Consider the following 18454-nt stretch of genomic DNA (forward strand, 5'->3'; position numbering starts at 1 on the left):
AAGTTAAATCTCTACATAGTAATGTTCGTGCTTAGACAAATATAACAAATTTTTGTAATTAAATAGGATGTTAATTACATGTGTGAAACATAGGGTTTAATGGTTTTAGTTGTCTGTTTACCGCCTCTTAAATATAAAGCTGATCCTTTTTGTGACTTTTATCTTATTTTAATGTAATTGTTATGTTTGGAAAAAATGGTGTTTATTATTGAGATTGGGTTATTGCTGCAGCGAGCAGACTCAGCTCATCTTGCACTTCTTGGGTTAATTCAAACCCAATGTTGATGCGCAGACAGTCGTTGTAGAGCGACAACGTACTGAACAGTCGCCCTAAGCGGATATCGATCCGGTTCTCTTCGAGCAACGCGGCGAACTGGCTCAGATTCAAACCAGGAACTTGCAACCAGAGCACCATGCCTCCTTGTGGGTGACTGATATTCACTTTACTTGGTAGCCGTTCAGACAAAAAGGCGAGATAGGCCAGCTTTTGTTTTTTGCCGTGGCGCTCTATGGCCCTGAGATCATTGAGCAAGCAGTGAAGGTTTGGGATGTCAGCACCACCGTGGCGGTGGTTTTTCAAGCTTATCCCACCACCTTGTTTGGTTATTGGGTGTGGAACCGACTACTGATTCGCTACCCACTCAGTACCACAGCACCACTGACTTTGTTGGTGCCCGTGTTTGCCTTGGTCTCTGGTTATTTTATGTATGATGAAGTGCTTGGCAGTGCGCAAATTCTCGCGTGTGTCCTGTTTTTTGTGGGCATCGGTTTGATTGTGAAACCAGCAGGGAAGGGGCAAACGTTGTCACGCTATTCTCCTCAAGTCAGCAAAACCTAATGCTGGAAATAAAAAAGAGCCCTTGGGGGAAAGGGCTCTGGGGGAGGAGCTTAAGGTTTAAGCTTGGATAAGTTCGGCGGCTTTTTTCATTGCCTCCTTGGTCGAACATTCGATGACTTTCGCGTTGGTAAAGCGGTGTGCATCTTTCACTTGGATATCGTGAGCCAGAATCACCAGTTTCGCGTTTGCCACATCTAGGTCTGTGATGCGGTTCTGGATACCGTTTTGACCTTGAGTTTCTACTTTGATCTTGATTCCCGCTGCCGCGCCTGCTTTCTCTAGTGCTTTCGCTGCCATGAATGTGTGTGCTACGCCAGATGGGCAACATGTTACTGCGACGATGTCGTACTCGCCTTCGCCGGCTGCTGGAGCCGCTTGAGCTTGCATCGGTGCTGCTTCTGCGATGTCGTCTTCTGCTTCTTCTTCCGCGACTGGTTTCCAGAAGCCAACGATAAGAGCGGTTGTTAGTGAGCCTAGTGCGATACCCACAACGTACATTGGGATGTTGCTTGATACAGGAGCTGTGATTAGACCGCCCCATGGTGCGTGTAGTAGTACGTCTGTTAGGAAGCCGAACACACAGCCAACGATACCACCAGCAACGATTGAAGGAAGAACGCGTACAGGATCGTTTGCTGCGAATGGGATAGCACCTTCAGAGATACCGATAGAACCCATGATTGCTGCTGCTTTACCTGCTTCTTGCTCTTGCTTAGTGAACTTCTTCTTGAATAGGAATGTTGCTAGCGCCATACCGAGAGGAGGCGTACAGATTGCGATACCAACACCACCCATTAGCCATGGTTGAGTATCCACTTGAGTTTGAGCGAATAGCGTTGCGACTTTGTTGATTGGACCGCCCATATCGAATGCAGTCATACCACCAAGAATCGTACCTAGAACCACTTTAGAAGCGCCAGCCATAGAAGCTAGGAATTCGTTCATAGAAGCCATGAAGATCTTGATTGGCTCACCGATACCCCATAAAACGATACCTGCAGAGATAAGCGTGCCGATAAGAGGGTAGATAAAGTAAGCGCCCAACGCCGTCATGTTAGCAGAAAGAGGGATCTTCTTAAGTTGGAATACCACACCACCTGCGATGAAGCCCGCTACGATACAACCAAGGAAGCCGCCGCCCATATCCGCCATGATGCCAGAAGAGATCATCGCTGGCGCAAGTGCTGGTTTGTCTGCAATGGAATAACCGATGAAGCCGCCAAGAATAATTGGGAACAGCACCAGGCCTTTAATACCGATATTAGAAATATCCGCCAATAAACCGTCCGCAGGAACTGCACCTTTACCTGATGCCATGACCGCTAGCGCCAGTAGTACACCACCTGCAACGATAAATGGAAGCATGTGAGAAGTACCGAATAAAAGGTGACCTTTCATCGTGCTTAGGAGTTTTTTGAAATCGCTACTATTATTAGTAGCTTGAGCGGTTAGGGTACTCATAATTTCACGCCTTATGATTGAATTAAAATATTAAGAATTTGATGTTCGTCTTTTGCGTTATGAATATCTTCAATAAACTCTTCGCTAAATTTTCCGAATAATTCTTGAAGAACATAAATATGGTGGTCTGCGCCGTTATCTGGCGAAGCAATCATGAAGAATACGGTCGGTTTGACGCCCTCTTCGTCGCCATACTCGATGCCTTCGCGCTTTACGCCAACAGCGATGGCAGGCTCTGTCACCGTTTTGCTTTTTGCGTGCGGGTAAGCGATGCCGTCCATTGAAGTGACACTTAACGCTTCACGTGCTTCGATGTCGGTTAAAAAAGCCTCTTTGCTGCTGATTCGATTATTTTCGAATAGCATTTGTGCGAGTTCCTCAAAGACTTCTTTTTTATTATTTGCTTGAAGGTTGCCTTTAATTAAATTGACGTTTGTTAGTTCAGTGATCATTTATTTGCTCATGAAGGTATTTAACTGATGAGCTAAAATTAATGGATGTAGAGTTTTACCGAAATAGCAAAAATAATTCACTCACTATACTTTTGTACCACACGTAATTAAGTGTGATGGAAGTCATTCTGAAAATGTAGTGAATATGACTTTCTCTTTTCAAACTAATGCGTACTGGATCAGACCATCACTCAGCACCACTCAGTCCACGAAGATTTGTTGATGCGCCAGTAGCTACGTTAAGCCACATAGAGTTGGTAGGACAGTTTCTCTCACTTGTTTACTAAAGACGTATTAATCGCCTGCGTTTTTTGTGACAAATCTCTTGTTAAATGATTACTTACCTTTCGCTAATGATTTTGCTGAATTTGGCTACAGATCATAAAAGTAAACGCCGTTTCAAAAATATTGATCGATATTGTCACAAAAATTATCTCTTCATATATGAACTCTATTGATCATATTTGAATGGTTGTTAGGCTGGTTTTAACGACATGGAGGTAATCATGCATACCAACTACAACAGCAATCCACTGGATGCAAAACACTACGACACACAGCGCTTAAGATTTGAGTTTTTGAATGAAAATTTGTTCAAAACCAATGGGATAAATGTGGTTTACAGTCATATTGATCGTGTGGTCGCTCTTGGCGTTTGTCCAGATAATGAACCATTGAGACTTGATGATTTCATCGACAGTAAGGCTTTCGGCGTTGAGAGTTTCTTACAGCGAAGAGAACTCGGTGTGATTAACTTGGGTGGAGTTGCAAGAGTGAAAACTCGGGAGGCAACCTATACTTTGGACTACCTTGATGCGCTGTATTTAGGGATGGGGGAGTCTGACGTAGAGTTTGAGGCGCTAGATCATTCTCAACCTTCCGCGCTGTACTGTTTAAGTGCACCTGCCCATCACCACTATCCTTCAACGCTTATCAATCGAGATAAAGCCAAAACACTGACACTCGGTTCGGCTGAGAATGCTAATGCACGCCGAATCACTCAATATTTGCATCCTGAGGTAGTCAGCACTTGCCAACTCTGTATGGGGGTAACGCATCTGGAGCCCGGAAGTGTATGGAACACTATGCCTGCACACACTCATGAACGAAGAATGGAGGCTTATCTCTACTTCAATATCGCTCCAGAACATGTGGTGTTTCACTTCATGGGTCAACCTGATGAAACTCGACATATCGTGGTGCGAGATAAACAACTGGTCCTTTCTCCCAGTTGGTCGATCCACTCAGGGTGTGGCACGCAAAACTATAGCTTTGTCTGGGGGATGTTAGGAGAAAACCAAACATTCGATGACATGGATTTTGTCGATATGGAACAGATCAAATAACAACAAAATGTACCTTACGGAGTAATCACTATGTTGGTGAAAAAAACACTTAAACTCGCTACAGTCGCTGCGTTTGTAACCAGTGCGATGAGCTTTTCTGCTGTAGTCAACGCTGCCACTGAAATCAAAGCGGCGTTTAATCAGTCAGATCAACATCCTCAGTACGTTGCCTTACAAGAATTCGGTAAAAAATTGCAGGAGCAAACAGAGGGACGCTACAAGTTAACGATATATCCCAATGAATTGTTAGGTGACCAGCGCGCGGCGTTGGAGTTGGTCCAAAATGGCGCTATTCAAATGGCCATGGTGGCTAATCCACTGGTTGAGAATTACGATAAAACCTTCCGTATTATCGGCATGCCCTATGTCTATAGTGGGATGGAGCATCAAGAAACGGTGTTCACTTCAGGGGTATTGGATGAACTATTTGCTTCCACTAAGCGTTATGGTTTTGAAGTGCTTACGGCTTATACCGCAGGAGCGCGAAGCATGTATACCAAGGGTGCTCCAACCACGACGGTTGAAGAGATGCGAGGTAAAAAAATCCGTGTAATGCAATCTGACAGTATGATCAAAATGCTTTCTTGCATGGGGGGAACAGGTGTCCCCATGAGTGCTGGTGAAGTGTATACCGCTGTCCAACAAGGTGTTTTAGATGGGGCTGAGAACAACGAGATCACCTATGTAGACATGAAGCAATATGAAGTAGCGCCATATTTCTCAGTGACTCGTCACTTGATGGTTCCGGATCTGATGGTGATCAGCAGCTACTTTTTGAACACCATGTCGAAAGAAGATCAGGCGACTTTGCGTCAGCTGGCTAAGGAAAGCACACCGAACCAATTTAAGCTTTGGGGTGAACAAATCGAGATAGCAAGACAGGTCGCACAAGAGAAGGGAGCCATATTCACGGAGGTTGATATCACACCTTTTCAGCAAAGCTGTCAGAACTTGCAAAGTGAACTCACCGAAACGCCACCACAAAAGCAGTTATTCAATAAGATTGCAGCGCTTCGATAACTCTTCTCGCTCACAATGGCTGGGTTCTTCAACCCAGCCAATCGAGGTATTTACCTATGTCTGAATTCCACAATTATGGAGTGGTTCGTGCTGTCGACGGGCTCAAATATTGGGTAGACAAACTATTATCCAGCATCTGTATTGCCATCGTTGGCGCAATGACTCTTTTGGTCACCTATCAAGTGGTGGTTCGCTATTTGTTTAATAGCCCGAGCGCCGTGAGTGAGGTACTGTCACGTTATCTCTTTATCTGGTTAATTTTGTTTGGTGCAGCTTACGTATTTGGCTTAAAAGAGCACATGTCCATTACCTTCATCAAGCAGAAATTTAACGAAAAAATACAGATTTTACTGGAAATATTGATTGAACTGACCACCGTCACCTTCGCACTCTCAATCATGATTTTTGGTGGTTATAACAGTTCTGTTCGGCAGATGTGGCAGCTTGATTCTGCTTTGCAAATTCCGATGGGCGTCATCTATGCCGCTGTTCCCATTAGTGGCGTGTTGATGGTGTTTTATTTCTTCTACAACCAAATGCACTTGGTGCTGCGGTTGAAACAACTACTATCACGTCGTCAGTAGGAGAATCGATATGGATCTCGCTTTAACCGCATCACTGGTTATGTTTTGTGGTGTTGTTTTCTTCTTAGTGATTGGAGCACCAATCAGTATTAGTGTCGGAATCTCCTCGTTTGCAGCAATGTTGGTCATTTTGCCACCTCAGGGAGCCATGGTGACCTCTGCACAACGTATGTTTGTAGGTCTCGACTCCTTTGCATTACTTGCGATCCCATTTTTTATTCTGGCGGGTAACATCATGAATAATGGTGGAATTGCAATAAGGCTGATCAACTTTTCCAAGATCATTAGTGGTTTCTTCCCAGGTTCTTTGGCACAAACCAATGTCGTGTCGAATATGTTGTTTGGTTCGATAAGTGGCTCTGGTGTTGCTTCCGCTGCAGCCGTTGGGGGAATCATGTCACCTATTCAAGAGAAAGAGGGCTACGACAAAGCGTATAGTACGGCGGTCAATATTGCTTCTGCTCCAACGGGAATGCTTATTCCTCCAAGCAATACGCTGATCGTTTACGCAACCGTTGCGGGAAGTGTTTCGGTGTCTGCTCTATTTATGGGAGGCTACGTTCCCGGTATTTTATGGGGGTTGGGTGTCATGGTTGTCGCTGGAATCATGGCGAAGAAAAGGGGCTATATTGCCAGAAATGCCCTTTCTCTCAATGACTGCATCAAAGTGACGTTGGATGCCATTCCGAGTTTGTCATTGATTGTGGTTGTCATTGGCGGGATTCTAGGTGGTATCTTTACCGCAACGGAAGCGTCTGCCATTGCGGTGGTGTATTCGCTGTTACTCAGCTTTTGCTATCGTACGTTAAGTTTCAAGCATCTCCCCGCCATCTTCCTGAACACCGCTAAGATGTCGGCTATTGTCATTTTTATGCTGGCCGCTTCTTCAATCATGTCTTGGGTCATGGCGTTTACCCAGATCCCGGCAATGATCGCCAGTGTACTGACCTCCATCAGTGACAATCCTGTTGTGATCCTACTCGTGATCAATTTGGTCTTATTGTTTGTTGGAACCTTCATGGATCCGACACCTGCGGTGCTCATTTTTACCCCCATTTTTCTGCCGATTTGTGTGGGTTTAGGTATGGACCCGGTTCAGTTCGGTATTTTAATGGTGTTTAACTTGTCGTTAGGGACGATTACGCCACCCGTAGGCCCGATCTTATTCACCGGATGCAAAATCAGTGGTATGAGCATTGATGGCGTAGTGAAAACCTTATTGCCATTCTTCTTCGTCATTGCATTGGTGCTGATGTTGGTGACGTATGTCCCTGCTATTTCGATGGCGCTACCGGAGGCGATGGGGTTAATTCGTTAAGTACCATCTTATAAGTCGATTTGCGTCTCGGTAACTTTGATGATTTCTCAACGTAACCGAGACGCAGGTAGCGTTAAGTGCCTTCCTTTCTCTGGAACTTGTTGTAGTATTCTGCGCAATGCCTATCAATAAGTGTGTCTATGGAATCGCAAAAGAAAACTGAATATCGAGCGCCAGCGCTTGAAAAGGGCTTAGAAATTTTGGAATTACTGGCTACTCATGGTGAGCCGCTTTCAAAAAAACAAATTGCCGAGAAGTTAAACCGAAGTATTTCAGAAATTTTCCGCATGTTGTCGGTCTTGATCGAACGCCAATATATTGAGTATGACTCTGAAAGCTCAAACTACTCGTTAACATTGAAAATGTTTGCGCTATCGAATCAGCATCCTCCTATGGCTCAATTGCTTAAACGTGCCGCGCCAGCAATGGAATCACTGTGCCATAGAGTGAATCAATCTTGCCATTTAACACGGTATAAAAATGGTGAGTTGATTGTGATCGCACGCCAAGAAAGCCCCTACAAAATGGGTTTTAGCTTACGTCTTGGTTCGCAGATAGACGTTTGTTCATCAGGTTCTGGAATTGTACTGCTGGCTTTCAGTGATGATGCGCAGCGTAAAGAAATTCTCAAAAAGTCAGGGGCGACCAAAGAAGAGATATCCCATGCCTTAAGCCAGCTAGATCAAACATTGCAATCTGGCTACTACGTTGGCGAAAGCCCTCAAATATCGGGTGTCACAAATATCAGTGTTCCGCTATTTGGCGTGCTAGGCGATGTGATTGCGGTGCTGACTGTGCCTTATATGACCTTAAACTCCAATACCGTTCACCACCACATTGAGGATTTGGAATACACCAAACAACAGCTCATGACGGTCGCGAAACAACTGAGCCAGCACTTAGTTTAACCCCAATGCAATACCGTCCAGTTGGGGCGATGGGCATGTTGCTTAAGTTGCGGACAGGGATTCACCAAATAGGCGAAATCGGCGTACTCGCACAAGGGTAAATCGTTGATGGAGTCGGTATAGAAGTGAATCTCGCCGTAGTGCTTTGGCTGAGTTTCTTGCCACTGTTGTAATCGAGTGACTTTACCTTGGCGGTAGCTCGGTACGCCCTCAATTTCTGTGCTATAGCGGCCATGAACTTCCCGCATATTGATGCCTAAAGTTTGTCGGATTCCGATACATCGGCCGACTTCTGCTACTAAAAAACTGACACTGGCAGAGATGATCAGCATATCTATTCCCTCATTGGCCAAGTGGTTGATGAGCGTGTTCGCTTGCGGGAAAAGCTTATCCACAATGCGCGTTTCAACGCACTCTTTGACCAGCTGCTCAACCTCACTGGTAGTGAGGTTTGCAAGGGGAGCGATGGAGAAGCGCAGGTAATCTTCCATGTCCATTTTTCCCTGTGCATACAACGCCATAAGGCGTCGGTCTTCGGCGATAAAATCTGGAGAAGTGGCAATGCCTTTATCTACCAGAAACGCATTCCAGATCATCGCACAATCGCCTTGAATTAAGGTTTCATCAAGGTCAAATACATATAGGGGTGAAGGCATCGCACATCTCTTGGGTTGGTGTTGGCTGGGCTCGACTATCGCAGAGAGAGGAGCAAGCATGGTGTGATGAGATTACGTCATTTCTATTGCAGGTTTATGTCAGGTGTTTTTGGTGGCTATTGTTTTTGGCTGCAATTGTTTGTCGGGAGAAACTGCTTTCGCCTCTGAATATTTGGTTGAGATTATTGAAAATAAAAAACGCCGTGCAAAATTAAATTGAACTGCTATCATTCCTTGCGTCAATAAGTTGAGGGTGTTGAATATGAAGTCTCTATTTGTGGTGCTATGCGCTGTTTCTTTGCCACTATGGGCGCAAGAGTCAGAGATTTTTCTACATCAATTAACCGAGTCCAAATTACTTGAAGAGGCGCCCATTCCGCCGGAATGTTTTAGCGACGCTTGTTTGGAAAAAGGGATGCGCAGCACTGTCCCTACTGCCGATGCGCCACCACGCGAGCCAAATGAAACGCTCGCCGTGATTGGGAGTGTTGTTTATGTGCTTGGTGAGTTTGGTTTGGCCGATCAGCGCTTCAAGGAAAGTGAACAACCGCTCAACTAATGTTCAATTCTTCTACTATTTCCCTCATTTATCATTTGAACAAATTAGAGTAAAGGCTCTGCTGTGCAGCGCCTTTTTGCTTATATCTGCTTCACATTCTGCATGATATTTCCCTAGGAAAGTTATGGATATTGAGTATGATGTCACACGGAGATTCCCCTAAATTTACTAGGGTTAAAAATGATAACAATTGAAGTAGCTCAGCGAGGCTGGAAAGTGGCCTCGTTTAAAGTAACTACGTTGCTTTTTTGCTGCCAAAGTCCGGTGAAACATCCCGGCCTAAGGGGTAACGTATGATCCAAATTGTCATAGACGGTAAATACCGTATCGTTGAGGCGGGGCAAACCGTTCTGCAAGCCGCCAAAGTGTGTGGGGTTGAGATTCCGTCTCTGTGTGGCATGAATCGTTCTGGTGAGAAGATCCCATGCGATTTGTGTGTTGTTGAGGTCGAAAGTGGCGGTACTCGCCGAGCTTGTGAGCTTGAAGTCTACAACGGCCTAACGGTAAACACGCAATCCGAAGCGCTGTCTGCGCATCGTAAACAGGCGCTCAACCGCATCATGAGTGACCACTACGCCGACTGCGAAGCGCCGTGCAAAACGGCGTGCCCAGCGGGCGTGGACATTCAATCCTATCTTTACCATATTGCGCAAAACGACCATCAAAAAGCGATTGAAGTGATCAAACGCACGCTGCCGATGCCTTTGTCAATTGGCCGCGTTTGTCCTGCGTTTTGCGAATCCGAATGTCGCCGCTCGCTGGTGGATGATGCGATTGCTATCCGCCAACTGAAACGCCACGCTGCGGACGCGGACCTTGCTGCGCAAGAAGCCTACACACCCGAGAAAAAAGCGGACAAAAACAAACGTATTGCGATTGTCGGCAGTGGCCCTGGTGGTTTAACTGCGGGCTATTACCTTACCAATGAAGGCTATCAGGTGGATGTGTTTGAAGCGATGCCACAAGCGGGTGGTTGGCTGCGTTATGGCATTCCCGAGTATCGTCTACCGAAGAGCATTCTCGATAAAGAGATCGCGTTGATGTGTCGCAACGGTATGGCGATTCATACTGATAAAAAACTGGGTCGAGACATCAGTTTGTCGCAGTTAAGCCAAGACTATGATGCGGTGTGTTTGGCAGTGGGTGCCTCAAAAGCGGTGGCGATGGATTACCCGGGTAGCGATCTTGATGGTTGTTATTTAGGGGTGGATTATCTGAAAGATTTTGTCACTGAGCAGCGTTTCACCACAGGCAAAAAAGTGGCGGTGATCGGTGGGGGTAACACGGCGATCGACTGCGCGCGGACGGCAGTGAGAACGGGGGCGGATACCACCTTGATCTATCGTCGTACACGCGATGAAATGCCCGCGGAAGATTACGAAATCGAAGAAGCAGAACATGAAGGCGTCAAGTTTCACTTCCTGACCAATCCTGCGCAGAACATCGCCGACGAACATGGGCGAGTGTGCTCAGTGAAGCTGGAAAAAATGGCGCTGGGTGCGCCCGATGCCTCTGGTCGCCGCCGACCTGAAGCGACGGGTGAGTATTTCACCGAAGCCTTTGATACCGTGATTGCTGCGGTTTCTCAACAAGCCGATTTGAGCTTTATGCAAGGGGAAGCGTTAACGCTGCCTCTGACTCGTTGGAATACCGCTGATGCAAATCCAGAAACCATGCACAGTGGCACCGGCAATATCTTCAGTATCGGTGATTTTCGCCGTGGTCCAGCTACCGCGGTTGAAGCGGTCGCGGATGGGCGCATCGCTGCGCAGGCCATTGACCGTTTCTTCGATGGCGACATGGAAAATATTCCCCTTAAGCCCTTCAATTCTCGTAAAGAGCAGAAGTTGAAACAGGTCGACCCGCTTCATTTTTCTCACCTGCAGAAAGTGGCGCGCACCATCATGCCTGAGCTGACCTCTCAGCAGCGCGAGCAAAGCTTTGAAGAAGTCGAATTGGGCTTTGATAACACCGAAGCGATGGCGGAAGCGGCGCGCTGTTTAGAATGTGGTTGCCAAGTCAACACGTCGTGTGACCTGCGCGATTACGCCACTGAGTATGGCGCGGAACAGCACTTCCACTATTCGGTGAACATCAAAAGCCATGATGAGTGGCAAGCATTGCGTCAAAACGACCCACGTCATAAATACACGATCGACCACAGTTCTGAGTTTATTGTCTTTGATGCGAACCGCTGTATTAGCTGTGGTCAGTGCATTCAAGCTTGCCGTGAACAGTCAGTGCAAGGTGTATTGAGTTTCATGAACCTTGAAAAAGGTCGCCCTGTGGTGCGTCCGGATTGCCGTCCGAACTTCGGTGGTCAGGGGGTGAGGATGGGCGACTCACGCTGCGTGCAATGTGGTGCCTGTGTGCAAGCTTGCCCTGTGGGGGCGATGACCGATGCGCGCGATCGCTCGCAAGGCCGCGAAACGCCTTTGAAGAAAGTGGACACCATTTGTACCTACTGCGGGGTCGGTTGTAAGTTGACCATGCATGTTGACGAAGCAGCCAACCGAATTCGCTATGTCGAAGGGGCGCATTCACCCGTCAACGAAGGCATGCTGTGTGTCAAAGGGCGCTATGGTTTCGATTTTGTCGCCAGTGAAGAGCGACTCACTACGCCGTTGATCCGTAAAGATGGTTGGTTGCAGCCAGCCAGTTGGCAAGAAGCCATCCGCTTAATTGCGGATAAATTCAGCATCATCAAGCAAGATTTCGGTGGCCGTGCATTGGCGGGGTTCTCTTCGGCGAAAACCACCAATGAAGATAACTACGCCTTCCAGAAATTCATGCGTCGTGAACTCGGCACCAACAACGTCGATCACTGTGCAAGGCTTTGCCACGCATCGACCGTCACCGGGTTAGAGGCGTCGCTGGGCAGTGGTGCGATGACTAACGACATTCCAAGCATCAAGCACTCGGATGTCATCTTCATCATTGGTTCGGATACCTCGGCGGCGCATCCGGTGATTGCGTCTCACATCAAACAAGCGGTTCGACATCATGGCGCACGTTTGATTGTAGCGGACCCCAAACGCATTGGCATGGCGGATCACGCTGAGCTCTATTTGGCGCATCGCCCCGGCACGGATGTGATGTTGATTAATGGCGTGATGCAGCAAATCATCAAGAATGGCTGGTATGACATGGAGTACATCGAAGAGCGTGTCGATGGCTTTGATACCATGCTGCAAGAGGTGATGTCGCCGGCCTATGCGCTCGACAAAGTCGAATTGGTGACGGGCGTAAAAGCCGATGACATTTTTGCCATGGCTCGGATGATCGGTACCGCGAAGCGCACCGCCGTCTACTACTCAATGGGCATCACCCAGCACACCACGGGGCATGACAACGTTCGCTCTATCGCTAATCTGCAACTGTTGTGTGGCAACATTGGTATCGAGGGTGGGGGCATCAACCCATTGCGCGGGCAGTCGAACGTGCAGGGCGCGTGCGATATGGGCGCGTTGCCTAATAACTACCCGGGCTACCAAAAAGTGTATAACCCACTGGTGCGCGAGAAATTTGTCATTGAATGGGATGCACCCAATCTCTCTGCAGAGCCGGGATTGACCCTAACCGAAATCATCGATGGGGCGTGTCGCCGTGATGTACGAGCGCTTTATGTGATGGGCGAAAACCCCGTATTGAGCGACCCCAATCAGGCGCATGTGATTGAAGGATTGGAAGCGCTGGATTTCTTGGTGGTGCAAGACATCTTCCTTACGGAAACCGCACAATACGCCGATGTGGTGTTGCCTTCTTGCTCGTTTGCTGAAAAATCGGGTCACTTTACCAATACGGAGCGCCGTGTTCAGCGTATTTATCCTGCGGTGAATCCGCCCGGTGAAGCAAAAGAAGATTGGCGAATCATTCAAGAGATCGCCAATGCGATGGGCAGTGATTGGCATTATCGTTCGGTGGCAGACATCACCAACGAAATCACCCGCGTGACGCCGCAATACGCAGGGCTCAAGTGGGACAACATCACCCGCGAAGGCGTGCAGTGGCCGAGCAACAAAAACAACCCAGCAGGCACGCGAATTATGCACCAAACGCAATTTACTCGTGGTAAAGGCCAGATGGAGGCGATCCCGTTTCGCTATGCTGCAGAACTGCCTGATGAAGAGTACCCACTGGTGCTTACCACAGGGCGTGTTCTTGAGCAGTTCCACACCGGTACCATGACGCGCAAAACGCAGGGTTTGAACAATCTTGCGGGGCCACGAGCGATGATCAGCGTGCAAGATGCCGAGGCGCTCGGCATTGGCAATGGCGACATGCTGAAAGTCTCAACCCGTCGTGGTGAAATTGAAATCGCGGCGTTTGTCACTAAGCGTATGCAAGCTGGCGTGGTGTTCATTCCGTTCCACTTTGTTGAGTCGCCAGTGAATCGACTCACCACCACGGCGACCGATCCTCATGCGAAGATCCCAGAGTTCAAAGTGGCGGCGGTGCGCATCGAGAAACTGCACACTGCACTGGTGGAGTAAGTTACCACTAACTAGCAACCCTATATTCAAAGGCTCACCCAGTGTGAGCCTTTTTATTTCTTGAAGTACGCCGCAATTTATCAGTCGTTAACAATACCTTGAAAAAATCAGGGATATGGGCCACTACACTGAGCAAAGCCAATAACAACACAATAGGTTTTACTATGCGTTCGCATGCGACTTTTGCTTCCCAATCCTTACATTCTGCTGAGCTTAATTTAAATGGTGAGTGGCGACTCACTTCTCCTCAACGCCCTGACATTTCTGTGCCGATGATCATTCCCGGCGACAACGTCTCCGCGCTTTTGCAAGCGGGCATTATTGATGACCCTTATTGGGGCGAAAACGAAAAACAAGCACAATGGATCGCGCAAGTCGATTGGCACATCGAACGCTCGCTTTGGCTTGATGAATCTCTCCTTCAGGCCCAAGCCATATGGATGAGCCTCACGCGTGTTGATACCTTGATGACGCTGTTTATCAATGAACACAAAGTGCTTGAATGCAGCAACATGTTTGCGCGTTATCAAGTCGATATTCGCCCCTTTTTGCAACGAGGGGAAAACCAAGTGCGCGTAGAATTTCGTCGAGTAGACCAAGAAGCAAATCAGCGTGCCAAAGCACTGCCCTTTGTGATCCCTTCTGCGATGGGCAACAATCAACTGCCGCACATGAACTTAATCCGCAAAACCCAATGTCACTCTGGTTGGGATTGGGGCATCTGCTTGATGGTGTCTGGTATTTACGATGAAATTGAGCTGCAAGCGGTCAATCACACTTGGCTGAAATCACTCACCACTGAGCAGCAATGGCGCGACGATGGCAGTGTAAAGGTGTTGCTGAGTGCCGACATCGAAACCACGTTGCCGACGTCACTTCAGTTCCGTTTGGCAGAGCAAGAGCAGCGGATGGAAGTTGGGGAAACGGGCGTTGTTGTGTGCGAGTTTGAGATCGAAAAACCGCGATTGTGGTGGCCAAATGGCTATGGCGAACAGCCACTTTATACCGCCTCTGTGCGTTGTGAGGAGCAGCATCTCTGCCGACGGATTGGCCTGCGTCAACTGTCGCTGAATACACAACAAGACGACCTTGGTTCAGCGATGGAGTTTGTCGTCAATGGCGTGCCGATTTTTGCCAAAGGGGCGAACTGGATCCCGATTGATGCGATGCCATCTCGAGAAACACCAGAACGCTATCGCCAGCGTTTACAAAGTGCGGTGGATGCCAACATGAACATGATTCGCGTATGGGGCGGTGGGCAGTACGAAAGCGATGTTTTCTACCGTTTGTGTGACGAGCTTGGTTTGCTGGTGTGGCAAGACATGATGTTTGCGTGCTCACTTTACCCCAGTCACGATGCCTTCTTAGCAGAGGTTTCCCAAGAGCTGGCGTATCAAATCCCAAGGTTACGTGAACACCCGAGCGTTGCGCTTTGGTGCGGTGATAACGAAGTCATTGGAGCGATTGGTTGGTACGACGAATCGCGACAAAACAAAGTGAAATACACGGTCAATTACGATCGCCTCAATCGCCATATTGAAAAAACCATTGCCGGCATTGATAGCAGCCGAGCCTTCTGGCCAAGTTCCCCCTGCAACGGTGAACTCGATTTTGGCGATGCATGGCACGACGACAACAAAGGCGACATGCATTTTTGGGATGTGTGGCATTCCGGTAAACCGTTTACGGCTTATCAAAGCGTTAACCCCCGTTTTTGCTCGGAATTTGGGTTTCAGTCTTGGCCTTCTTTGGCGGAAGTCAAACGCTTTGTACCAGAGGAGGATTGGAACATCACTTCACCCACCTTTGAAGTGCACCAAAAGAACCCAAGAGGGAATAGCATCATTACCGAGATGTTCACTCGCTACTTCCGTTTCCCAACCAGTTTTGAACAGATGCTCTATCTCAGCCAAGTGCAGCAGTCAATGGCAATAAAAACCGCCAGCGAACATTGGCGCGCCATCTCCCCAGTGTGCCGAGGCATTCTTTACTGGCAGCTCAACGACAACTGGCCTGTGAGTTCGTGGTCGAGTTTGGAATACAGTGGCCGCTGGAAACAGCTGCACTACCAAGCGAAACGCTTTTTCGCACCGGTGCAACTGATCTTCTCTCAGCCCCAAACGTCGCAAAATGAAGCGCGCGGCGCAGCGTTGAATTTGCATTTGCTCAACGACACCCGCCAAGCCTGTGAAGTGAGCGGACGGGTCAGTTGGATCAATTGGCAAGGTGAGGTAGAGCAAAGTTGGTGTTTTACGCAGAGTGCGGGCGCGGACAGCAATCAAGTGGTGTGGCAAAATGAACTGGATACAGCTCGCCTCAAACACGGTTTCTTTTACGTTGAAGCCAGAGTGAATGGCGATACCCTCGCCAACCTATCGCCACTCAATAACACATGGTTCCCCACTCACGAGCTCAAGAGCTTGCCTATGGCCAAAGCCGACATTGAGGTAAGCATCGAAGGCAATCACATCACCTTGATCGCAGACAAACCGGCCTTTTATGTCCATTTAGAATGTGATACCGAGGGGCGATTCAGCGATTCCAGCATCACTTTACTCGCAAACCAAGCCGTGACCATTGAGTTTCTCGGAGAAGATACAGAAACCATGGCCAACACCCTCAAGGTGTATCATTTGATGCAGTAAAACGATCAAGATAAGGATGCAACACAGTCAGGCCACAGTGAGCGATTGAAATGACCCAATGGATAATTGCAAGGCTAAATGCAAAAGAGCGGTTATTCACACGTGCGCAAATCGCCGCGTTCTACAGAAAAAGAGTTAACTGTTATCAGCTAACGTACCAAACGCGTCTGCTCCACAATGCAAACGCAGTGAAAAACTAAGTTGTGCATTCCAAACCAATTTGGAGCAAACACATCAAGCAAACAGTGGAATGCAAACTGGGCCGCAGTTTGCTTCGACTTGTCACTTACCCAGACAAATCTCCTTTAGATTAGTAGGGCGTGCTACGCTTAATAGCATTAATAATAAATTTATAATTAAGTGACTGGTTTTTCTCAATTGAAAGAGTAGAGCAAAATGATGCGGTTGTTGCTGATTTTATTATTGTTTTCTAGCCAGAGTTTTGCACTTGTGCTGCCCGTCGTGGTTGAAGAGAAGGTGCTGAAAGATTACCAAGCTTTCGTCAATGATCGAGACCCGCTTACGATAGACGATTTTACTGGCCCCAAAGCACGGCGCAGCACGGTAGAAATTGTGCTGCTTCAACAAGCGTTTATGTTGGGTGGGGTGCCCGTTACATTAGAGTTTCATACTGCCCCGGTGGCTGAACGTATTCGCCGTATGTCGATGCTGCCCGACTATGCCATGGCAGCGAACACCATTTGGGATTCCGCAGTGGGTGGGGATGGCGATCGTTTATGGGTCAGTGATGCGGTGATTCGCCAAGGGGAGTTTGAAGCGGGCCTGTATACCGTTAGCACCCGTGAGGATCTGCTCAATGAGCAGCTGCCCATTCATATTGATCAGCTCTCTGCCGTCAGTAGCTCGCAATGGGTGAGCGATTGGAACACTTTACAAGCCTTGCCGCTGAGTAACTTACTCAATGTGGCCGACTGGGGCAATATGGTTGATATGGTGGGCCGCCACCGAGTCGATTTCCTGCTGGCGCCGTTTCAGGTGTCTGATGATCTCTCGTTTACCACCCGAGGTTTTCAGTTTTACCCTATTCCGAAAGTGAAAATTGGCTTAACCGGTTCGCGCCATTTCATTCTCTCCCGACAATTCCCTGAAAGCGAAAAACTGGCTCAAGCGCTCAATCAAGGCATCGCGATCCTTAGACAAAAAGGGACCATTGAGCGGGCGTTGATCGAATGTGGCTTTATCAACACCAAAGTCTCGAGCTGGAGCAAAATTAACTGAACACGTTTGCGCTCTCGAGTTAGGTCTAACTGACTCAGTCTCAAAACGAAACGGCTTCTTCAGATGCCGTTTCGTTTTATGGCGTGCAGCACTTTGACTTGAGCTAGTTTTTGGGCTTGTAATGTTCGTTTTCCGATTTGTAGCCTAGTGTGCGAATGTGCTCGCCATGGATGGTATTTTTCATAAGCCCCCACAATGTATCTAAGAACTTGATGTGTATGCGATGGTGGCGAATGTATTTCACATGAACATAGCCATAGATGCCAGCGAAGACCACCAGGGCGGTGAGCAAGCCAATAGCTTCATCGGGAGAAAGTAAGTTCACAGTAAACTCCAAATTGTGATGGTCATATGTGACGAGTTGGTTAATCTGTTTACGATTTTTATAACGATAGAGATAGTGAGGGCCCTCAAAAGCGCCTGAGATCAAACTCAGTTTGATGAAGTGAGCTGCGATGGCCACATTGTTGGCGATATGCAAACCTCCTGTCAATGGACGGTTACGGCTGACGAACATCTGCAAGTTGACCTCATTTGCATTCATCGTTTGGCTCAAGCATTAGAGCAACAGCCGGAAATGATGGTGTTTTTTGCCTCTGCACTGGCGGAAGATTATCAAGATTCGATGGATATCTACACCAGCCGCTTGCTTCACCCCATTGCGTACCACATCGCTTTTGATTTATTGCAGCAAAAGCAGCGCCCAGTCATGCTCGGTGGATTTGATAAGGTCAACCAAGAAGCAGAGCGTTTTGGCACCTCAAGCCGCGTTTACCGTCGTGCCGTCAAAGAGCTGATGGACAAAGGCCTTGTTAGCAAAGGAGAAAACGGTTTAGAGATTGTCGACGAAGAGCAGCTCAGACGTTTTCTTGAGAGCAGTGAGTAAAACGGGTAAGTTAATCGTATTATAATAAGAACAACAAACTAGTTAACAT

14 protein-coding genes and 2 pseudogenes are annotated in these 18454 nt (G+C 47.8%); 11 read left to right on the plus strand and 5 right to left on the minus strand.

Features of this window, described 5'->3' with window-relative positions; translation table 11 throughout:
* Positions 1 to 205: 205 nt before the first annotated feature.
* A complete protein-coding gene (locus LZU85_RS01735) occupies positions 206 to 412 on the minus strand; it encodes a hypothetical protein (protein WP_237286215.1) in 207 nt (68 codons plus the stop codon).
* Between the two features lie 72 nt (positions 413 to 484).
* Between LZU85_RS01735 and LZU85_RS01740 the strand changes: the two are divergent.
* A pseudogene (locus LZU85_RS01740) lies at positions 485 to 838 on the plus strand (EamA family transporter); the annotation flags it as partial.
* 57 nt (positions 839 to 895) lie between these two features.
* On the opposite strand, the gene LZU85_RS01745 reads toward LZU85_RS01740, so the two are convergent.
* Both LZU85_RS01745 and LZU85_RS01750 read right to left on the minus strand, forming a co-directional pair.
* The gene (locus LZU85_RS01745; RefSeq protein WP_103193674.1) at positions 896 to 2299 is read right to left on the minus strand and encodes a PTS fructose transporter subunit IIBC; all 1404 of its coding nucleotides are present in this window, start codon (positions 2297 to 2299) and stop codon (positions 896 to 898) included.
* An 11-nt stretch (positions 2300 to 2310) separates the two neighbouring features.
* The gene (locus LZU85_RS01750; RefSeq protein WP_103193675.1) at positions 2311 to 2751 is read right to left on the minus strand and encodes a PTS sugar transporter subunit IIA; all 441 of its coding nucleotides are present in this window, start codon (positions 2749 to 2751) and stop codon (positions 2311 to 2313) included.
* A 506-nt stretch (positions 2752 to 3257) separates the two neighbouring features.
* On the opposite strand from LZU85_RS01750, the gene kduI reads away from it, so the two are divergent.
* From kduI to LZU85_RS01775, 5 genes are all read left to right on the plus strand, one after another.
* On the plus strand, positions 3258 to 4097 hold the full coding sequence (kduI, locus tag LZU85_RS01755) for a 5-dehydro-4-deoxy-D-glucuronate isomerase (protein WP_103193676.1): 840 nt from the start codon (positions 3258 to 3260) through the stop codon (positions 4095 to 4097).
* 30 nt (positions 4098 to 4127) lie between these two features.
* A complete protein-coding gene (locus LZU85_RS01760) occupies positions 4128 to 5117 on the plus strand; it encodes a TRAP transporter substrate-binding protein (protein WP_060533231.1) in 990 nt (329 codons plus the stop codon).
* 56 nt (positions 5118 to 5173) lie between these two features.
* On the plus strand, positions 5174 to 5701 hold the full coding sequence (locus tag LZU85_RS01765; protein ID WP_103193677.1) for a TRAP transporter small permease: 528 nt from the start codon (positions 5174 to 5176) through the stop codon (positions 5699 to 5701).
* Positions 5702 to 5711: 10 nt separating this feature from the next.
* A complete protein-coding gene (locus LZU85_RS01770; protein ID WP_085761549.1) occupies positions 5712 to 7019 on the plus strand; it encodes a TRAP transporter large permease in 1308 nt (435 codons plus the stop codon).
* A gap of 140 nt (positions 7020 to 7159) precedes the next feature.
* Entirely contained in the window at positions 7160 to 7927 is a 768-nt protein-coding gene (locus LZU85_RS01775; protein WP_060533237.1) for an IclR family transcriptional regulator, read from the plus strand.
* On the opposite strand, the gene LZU85_RS01780 is transcribed toward LZU85_RS01775, so the two are convergent.
* Positions 7924 to 8583 carry an HAD family hydrolase gene (locus LZU85_RS01780; RefSeq protein ID WP_103193678.1) on the minus strand — a complete coding sequence of 220 codons (660 nt, stop codon included), beginning with the start codon at positions 8581 to 8583 and terminating at the stop codon, positions 7924 to 7926. The two genes, LZU85_RS01775 and LZU85_RS01780, sit on opposite strands and share 4 nt — an antisense overlap.
* Before the next feature lie 262 nt (positions 8584 to 8845).
* Between LZU85_RS01780 and LZU85_RS01785 the strand changes: the two genes are divergently transcribed.
* From LZU85_RS01785 to LZU85_RS01800, 4 genes are all read left to right on the plus strand, one after another.
* Positions 8846 to 9142 carry a hypothetical protein gene (locus LZU85_RS01785; RefSeq protein ID WP_060533241.1) on the plus strand — a complete coding sequence of 99 codons (297 nt, stop codon included), beginning with the start codon at positions 8846 to 8848 and terminating at the stop codon, positions 9140 to 9142.
* Positions 9143 to 9435: 293 nt separating this feature from the next.
* Positions 9436 to 13635 (plus strand): formate dehydrogenase subunit alpha, encoded by a 4200-nt coding sequence (fdhF, locus tag LZU85_RS01790; RefSeq protein WP_103193679.1) that lies wholly within the window; start codon positions 9436 to 9438, stop codon positions 13633 to 13635.
* Between the two features lie 164 nt (positions 13636 to 13799).
* Complete coding sequence (locus LZU85_RS01795; protein ID WP_237286216.1) at positions 13800 to 16280, plus strand: beta-mannosidase; 2481 nt, start codon at positions 13800 to 13802, stop codon at positions 16278 to 16280.
* A 396-nt stretch (positions 16281 to 16676) separates the two neighbouring features.
* A complete protein-coding gene (locus LZU85_RS01800) occupies positions 16677 to 17519 on the plus strand; it encodes a hypothetical protein (RefSeq protein ID WP_237286217.1) in 843 nt (280 codons plus the stop codon).
* A 103-nt stretch (positions 17520 to 17622) separates the two neighbouring features.
* On the opposite strand, the gene LZU85_RS01805 is transcribed toward LZU85_RS01800, so the two are convergent.
* Positions 17623 to 18063 carry a hypothetical protein gene (locus LZU85_RS01805; RefSeq protein ID WP_237286218.1) on the minus strand — a complete coding sequence of 147 codons (441 nt, stop codon included), beginning with the start codon at positions 18061 to 18063 and terminating at the stop codon, positions 17623 to 17625.
* On the opposite strand from LZU85_RS01805, the pseudogene LZU85_RS01810 reads away from it, so the two are divergent.
* Positions 17953 to 18405 (plus strand): annotated as a pseudogene (locus tag LZU85_RS01810) (Crp/Fnr family transcriptional regulator); the annotation flags it as partial. The gene LZU85_RS01805 and the pseudogene LZU85_RS01810 overlap by 111 nt on opposite strands.
* Positions 18406 to 18454 lie beyond the last annotated feature (49 nt).

This window comes from Vibrio floridensis, from assembly GCF_021852965.1.
In the GTDB taxonomy this organism is placed as follows: domain Bacteria; phylum Pseudomonadota; class Gammaproteobacteria; order Enterobacterales; family Vibrionaceae; genus Vibrio; species Vibrio floridensis.

Excerpts from the sequence above, each read along its gene's own strand:
- LZU85_RS01795 (WP_237286216.1), top strand. The coding sequence starts at position 13,800 with ATGCGTTCGCATGCGACTTTTGCTTCCCAATCCTTACATTCTGCTGAG.
- LZU85_RS01750 (WP_103193675.1), bottom strand. The coding sequence starts at position 2,751 with ATGATCACTGAACTAACAAACGTCAATTTAATTAAAGGCAACCTTCAA.
- fdhF (WP_103193679.1), top strand. The coding sequence starts at position 9,436 with ATGATCCAAATTGTCATAGACGGTAAATACCGTATCGTTGAGGCGGGG.
- LZU85_RS01785 (WP_060533241.1), top strand. The coding sequence starts at position 8,846 with ATGAAGTCTCTATTTGTGGTGCTATGCGCTGTTTCTTTGCCACTATGG.
- LZU85_RS01780 (WP_103193678.1), bottom strand. The coding sequence starts at position 8,583 with ATGCCTTCACCCCTATATGTATTTGACCTTGATGAAACCTTAATTCAA.
- LZU85_RS01770 (WP_085761549.1), top strand. The coding sequence starts at position 5,712 with ATGGATCTCGCTTTAACCGCATCACTGGTTATGTTTTGTGGTGTTGTT.
- kduI (WP_103193676.1), top strand. The coding sequence starts at position 3,258 with ATGCATACCAACTACAACAGCAATCCACTGGATGCAAAACACTACGAC.
- LZU85_RS01760 (WP_060533231.1), top strand. The coding sequence starts at position 4,128 with ATGTTGGTGAAAAAAACACTTAAACTCGCTACAGTCGCTGCGTTTGTA.
- LZU85_RS01765 (WP_103193677.1), top strand. The coding sequence starts at position 5,174 with ATGTCTGAATTCCACAATTATGGAGTGGTTCGTGCTGTCGACGGGCTC.
- LZU85_RS01800 (WP_237286217.1), top strand. The coding sequence starts at position 16,677 with ATGATGCGGTTGTTGCTGATTTTATTATTGTTTTCTAGCCAGAGTTTT.
- LZU85_RS01805 (WP_237286218.1), bottom strand. The coding sequence starts at position 18,063 with ATGAATGCAAATGAGGTCAACTTGCAGATGTTCGTCAGCCGTAACCGT.
- LZU85_RS01775 (WP_060533237.1), top strand. The coding sequence starts at position 7,160 with ATGGAATCGCAAAAGAAAACTGAATATCGAGCGCCAGCGCTTGAAAAG.
- LZU85_RS01745 (WP_103193674.1), bottom strand. The coding sequence starts at position 2,299 with ATGAGTACCCTAACCGCTCAAGCTACTAATAATAGTAGCGATTTCAAA.